General features: G+C 52.9%; 5 protein-coding genes and 1 pseudogene. 1 reads left to right on the top strand and 5 read right to left on the bottom strand.

What is annotated here, in order from left to right:
- Positions 1-5 precede the first annotated feature (5 nt).
- Positions 6-1,343 carry an adenine permease AdeP gene (adeP, locus tag KQJ18_RS21525; RefSeq protein WP_006687753.1) on the bottom strand — a complete coding sequence of 446 codons (1,338 nt, stop codon included), beginning with the start codon at positions 1,341-1,343 and terminating at the stop codon, positions 6-8.
- A 167-nt stretch (positions 1,344-1,510) separates the two neighbouring features.
- Between adeP and yieH the strand changes: the two genes are divergently transcribed.
- Positions 1,511-2,176, top strand: a complete 666-nt coding sequence (gene yieH / locus KQJ18_RS21520; protein ID WP_038635752.1) for a 6-phosphogluconate phosphatase — start codon at positions 1,511-1,513, stop codon at positions 2,174-2,176.
- A gap of 52 nt (positions 2,177-2,228) precedes the next feature.
- Here the strand turns inward: yieH and phoU are convergent, their stop codons facing one another.
- From phoU to pstC, 4 genes and pseudogenes are all read right to left on the bottom strand, one after another.
- Complete coding sequence (gene phoU, locus KQJ18_RS21515) at positions 2,229-2,954, bottom strand: phosphate signaling complex protein PhoU (protein WP_038635754.1); 726 nt, start codon at positions 2,952-2,954, stop codon at positions 2,229-2,231.
- A gap of 14 nt (positions 2,955-2,968) precedes the next feature.
- Complete coding sequence (gene pstB / locus KQJ18_RS21510; protein WP_003023821.1) at positions 2,969-3,742, bottom strand: phosphate ABC transporter ATP-binding protein PstB; 774 nt, start codon at positions 3,740-3,742, stop codon at positions 2,969-2,971.
- A 46-nt stretch (positions 3,743-3,788) separates the two neighbouring features.
- Positions 3,789-4,679, bottom strand: coding sequence for a phosphate ABC transporter permease PstA (gene pstA / locus KQJ18_RS21505; protein WP_003827037.1), 891 nt, complete (start codon positions 4,677-4,679; stop codon positions 3,789-3,791).
- Positions 4,679-4,866, bottom strand: a pseudogene (gene pstC, locus KQJ18_RS21500) (phosphate ABC transporter permease PstC); the annotation flags it as partial. The gene pstA and the pseudogene pstC, both read right to left, overlap by 1 nt.

Genomic DNA, 4,866 nt, shown 5'->3' with positions numbered 1-4,866 from the left:
AGCGATCAGTGCGCGTCGATAAACACAATCTTCAGTACAAACAGCAGCGCGACAACGATGACGCACGGGCTGAGATCGCGCAAACGTCCGGTCCCGATTTTCATCACGCAGTAGGAAATAAAGCCCAGCGCGATACCTTCGGTAATCGAGAAGCTAAACGGCATCATCACGGCGGTAATAAACGCCGGAACCGCTTCTGTCAGGTCATCCCACTTCACGCGCGACAGGCTTGATGTCATCAGCACACCGACGTAAATCAGCGCACCGGCCGCGGCATAGCCCGGCACCATTCCCGCCAGCGGCGACAGGAAGATAACCAGCAGGAACAGCAGGCCAACGACCACGGCTGTCAGACCGGTACGTCCGCCGACAGAAACCCCGGAAGAAGATTCAATATACGCGGTAACGGAAGAAGTACCGATAAACGCGCCGGTAACAGATGACACGCTATCTACATACAACGCCTGCTTCATACGCGGGAACTTGCCCTTCGCATCCGCCAGACCGGCTTTATCCGTAACGCCAATCAGCGTACCGGAGGAGTCGAACAGGTTGACCAGCATAAATGAGAAAATCACCCCCGCCAGGCCAATATTAAACGAACCGGCCAGATCGACATGGCCAATAACGGACATCACGCTCGGTGGCGCAGAGACGATACCGTTGTAATGCACATCGCCCAGCATCCAGCCCAGTAACGTGGTCACAATAATGGAGATCAGCACCGCCGCATGAATGTTGCGTGACGCCAGAATCGCGATAATAAAGAAGCCCAGAATACCGAGCAGCACGCTGTGAGACGTCAGGTTGCCGATGGACACCAGCGTGTCTTTGTTCGCCACGATAACACCAGCGTTTTTCAGCCCCATCATGCCGATGAACAGACCAATACCGCTGGTGATCCCCACGCGCAGGCTAACCGGGATATTTGCAATCATCCAATAACGTACGCGGAAAATTGTCAGCAGCAGCAAACCTACCGCGCCCCAGAAGATAGCGCCCATACCAATCTGCCAGGAGAGGCCCATCGCGCCGACGACCACGAAAGCAAAGAATGCGTTCAGGCCCATAGCAGGCGCAAGGGCGACCGGCAGGTTGGCAAACAGGCCCATCAGGATGCTACCAAAAGCAGCAATAAGACAGGTGGTAACAAAGACGGCGCTGGTATCCATGCCAGCTACGCCAAGAATTTGCGGGTTAACAAAAACGATATACACCATCGTCAGGAAGGTCGTTAAACCGGCGATCACTTCGGTCCGTGCCGTCGTGCCATGTTCGCGCAGTTTGAACACGCGTTCCAGCATCCCCTGGCCAGAAGCCTGGGTTGTGTGTTGTTGACTCATTATCAATTTCCGAACAAGGAGGGAAAATTCGTCGCTATCCTATACCAAAATGCGACAATAGGGTTGGGTTATGAGCAACTTTTTTCATTGATTTTGCTTATACGGCAACGATTGCGTGGCCCAATAATGCATTACGAAAACGTTAAACTTGTTAAAATGGAAATGACATGTCCCAGATAGAAGCCGTATTTTTTGACTGTGACGGTACCCTTGTTGACAGTGAAGTGATTTGTTCTCGCGCGTATGTCAGCATGTTCCAGGCGTTCGGCATTACGCTCGATCTTGAAGAAATTTTTAAACGCTTCAAAGGGGTAAAGCTGTACGAGATCATCGACATTATCAACGAAGAGCACGGTGTCGAACTGGCAAGAGCTGATTTAGAACCGGTTTACCGCGCTGAGGTCGCACGTCTGTTCGATACGGAACTGGAGGTGATCGCTGGCGCTAATGCGCTACTGGACAGTATGACAGTGCCCATGTGCGTAGTCTCTAACGGTCCGGTCAGTAAAATGCAGCATTCGCTGGGTAAGCTGGGCATGTTGCACCATTTTCCTGATTTATTGTTCAGCGGTTACGATATCCAACGCTGGAAGCCCGATCCGGACCTGATGTTCCATGCGGCAACAGCGATGGACGTCAACGTTGAGAACTGCATTCTGGTCGATGATTCCAGTGCCGGTGCGCAGGCGGGGATTGCGGCGGGAATGGAAGTATTCTATTTCTGCGCCGATCCGCACAACAAACCGATCGATCATCCAAAAGTGACGACTTTTACCGATTTGGCCCAGTTGCCGGAATTGTGGAAAGCGCGCGGATGGAATATTACGCGTTAACTGAAATGCCGGATGGCGCTGACGCTCATCCGGCCTATTTTCTACGTTTTTATTACTCTTTCGGATCTTTCCCCGCCAGTAGCTTATCCAGCTCATCACCACCTACATGACGGAAATCTTGTCCCTTCACGAAGTAGAAAATGTATTCGCAGATATTCTGGCAACGGTCACCGATACGCTCGATGGAACGGGCACAAAACAGCGCGGTAAGCACGCTTGGGATAGTACGCGGGTCTTCCATCATATAGGTCATCAGCTGACGCACGATGCCTTCATATTCCTGGTCAACTTTCTTATCTTCACGATAAATACGTACCGCTTCGTCCAGATCCATACGCGCAAACGCATCCAGCACGTCATGCAGCATCTGCACAGTGTGGCGGCCCAGTGATTCCAGGCTGACCAGCAGCGGCTGATGCTGATGCGAGAATTTCTCCAGCGCGGTGCGACAAATTTTGTCCGCCACGTCGCCAATACGCTCCAGCTCAGCGATGGTTTTGATAATCGCCATCACCAGGCGCAGGTCGCTGGCGGTCGGCTGACGTTTGGCAATAATACGCACGCAGGCTTCGTCGATCGCCACTTCCATCATGTTGACGTTCTTATCGCCTTCAATGACGCGCTTCGCCAGCTCGCTGTCCTGGTTATGCATGGCGGTAATCGCATCAGAAAGCTGCTGCTCCACCATGCCGCCCATGGTCATCACCTGGGTACGGATGCTTTCCAGCTCTGCGTTGAACTGGCCGGAAATATGTTTATTTAGGTTAAGGTTATCCACAACAAGCTCCTGAATCAGCCGTAACGACCGGTGATGTAGTCTTCAGTTTGTTTCTTCGCGGGCTTGGTGAACAGATCGTCCGTGTTGCTGAACTCAATCAACTCGCCCAGGTACATAAATGCCGTGTGATCGGAACAACGTGCCGCCTGCTGCATGTTGTGGGTCACGATAACAACGGTGTAATCCTCTTTCAGCTCGGTGATCAGCTCTTCGATACGCCCGGTAGAGATCGGGTCGAGCGCTGAACATGGCTCATCCAGCAGAAGCACTTCCGGGCGAATGGCGATGCCACGCGCAATGCACAGACGCTGCTGCTGACCACCAGAGAGAGAGTACCCACTCTGGTGTAATTTATCTTTGGTTTCGTTCCACAATGCGGCCTTGGTCAATGCCCACTGCACACGCTCGTCCATATCCGCACGAGAGAGTTTCTCAAACAGACGCACGCCAAACGCGATGTTGTCGTAGATGGACATCGGGAACGGCGTCGGCTTCTGGAATACCATCCCCACTTTGGCACGCAGCAGCGCGATATCCTGGGTATTGGTGAGAATATTGTCGCCATCCAGCAGGATTTCACCTTCCGCACGCTGTTCCGGGTACAGCTCAAACATTTTGTTGAACGTACGAAGCAGCGTCGATTTACCACAGCCTGACGGCCCGATAAACGCCGTAACCTGGTTTTTAGCAATATCCAGGTTGATGTTCTTCAGGGCATGGAATTTGCCATAGTAGAAGTTCAAATCACGAACCTGAATCTTACCCGGGGCAGTATCAACCATACTCATTTCAATCTATTCCTCATCCGGCGCCGCATCAGCCACGCCGTAAAAATTAACCGTGTTTCTTCTTCGCGAAAATAACGCGCGCCAGAATGTTCAGCAGCAGTACGCACAGGGTAATAATCAGTACCCCAGCCCAGGCCAGTTGCTGCCACTCAGCAAACGGGCTCATCGCAAACTTAAAGATAGTGACCGGCAGGTTGGCGATAGGCTGCATCATGTCGGTACTCCAGAACTGATTGGAGAGCGATGTAAACAGCAGCGGAGCCGTTTCACCGGCAATACGCGCAATAGCCAGCAGGACACCTGTAATAATGCCCGAGACAGACGCCTTCAGGGTGATCGCAGAAATCATCTTCCACTTCGGCGTACCCAGCGCATAGGCAGCTTCACGCAGGCTGTCCGGCACCAGTTTGAGCATGTTCTCTGTAGTACGAATAACAATGGGCACCTGCAGCAGCGCCAGTGCGATAACGCCCGCCCAGCCGGAGAAGTGTTCCATTTTTGCTACGACAATGGTGTAAACGAACAGACCGACCACGATTGATGGCGCAGAAAGCAGGATGTCATTGATAAAGCGGATGACCTCAGCCAACCAGGACTTACGTCCGTACTCAGCCAGGTAGATGCCCGCCATAATACCCAGCGGGGTACCAAACACGGTCGCCCACAGGATCAACAGTCCGCTACCGGCCAGAGCGTTCGCCAGACCACCACCAGCTGTATTCGGCGGCGGCGTCATTTCGGTGAACAGCGCCAGCGACATACCGTCGATACCACGGGTAATCGTGGACATCAGGATCCAGATAAGCCAGAACAGACCGAACGCCATGGTTGCCATTGAGAGCGTCAGGGCTATACGGTTCTTCAGGCGGCGACGCGCCTGCATTTTACGGCGGGATTCCGCAAGCGCAGTGGTGTTTTGCATTTCAAGCGTAGCCATTAGCGTGCCCCCTCGTTCTTCGCAAGGCGCATGATCATGAACTTAGACGCAGCCAGTACGATGAAGGTGATCACAAACAGAATCAGGCCCAACTCCATCAACGCGGCAACGTGCAGACCTGATTCCGCTTCGGCAAATTCATTCGCCAACGCAGAGGTAATACTGTTGCCCGGCATATACAGCGATG

The sequence above is a fragment of the Citrobacter sp. S55_ASV_140 genome, from assembly GCF_018919505.1.
Taxonomy (GTDB): domain Bacteria; phylum Pseudomonadota; class Gammaproteobacteria; order Enterobacterales; family Enterobacteriaceae; genus Citrobacter; species Citrobacter werkmanii.
Note: the sequence above shows the minus strand (reverse complement) of the source record. Positions and strands in the feature narration are given on the sequence as shown.

Excerpts from the sequence above, each read along its gene's own strand:
- adeP (WP_006687753.1), bottom strand. The coding sequence starts at position 1,343 with ATGAGTCAACAACACACAACCCAGGCTTCTGGCCAGGGGATGCTGGAA.
- yieH (WP_038635752.1), top strand. The coding sequence starts at position 1,511 with ATGTCCCAGATAGAAGCCGTATTTTTTGACTGTGACGGTACCCTTGTT.
- pstB (WP_003023821.1), bottom strand. The coding sequence starts at position 3,742 with ATGAGTATGGTTGATACTGCCCCGGGTAAGATTCAGGTTCGTGATTTG.
- pstA (WP_003827037.1), bottom strand. The coding sequence starts at position 4,679 with ATGGCTACGCTTGAAATGCAAAACACCACTGCGCTTGCGGAATCCCGC.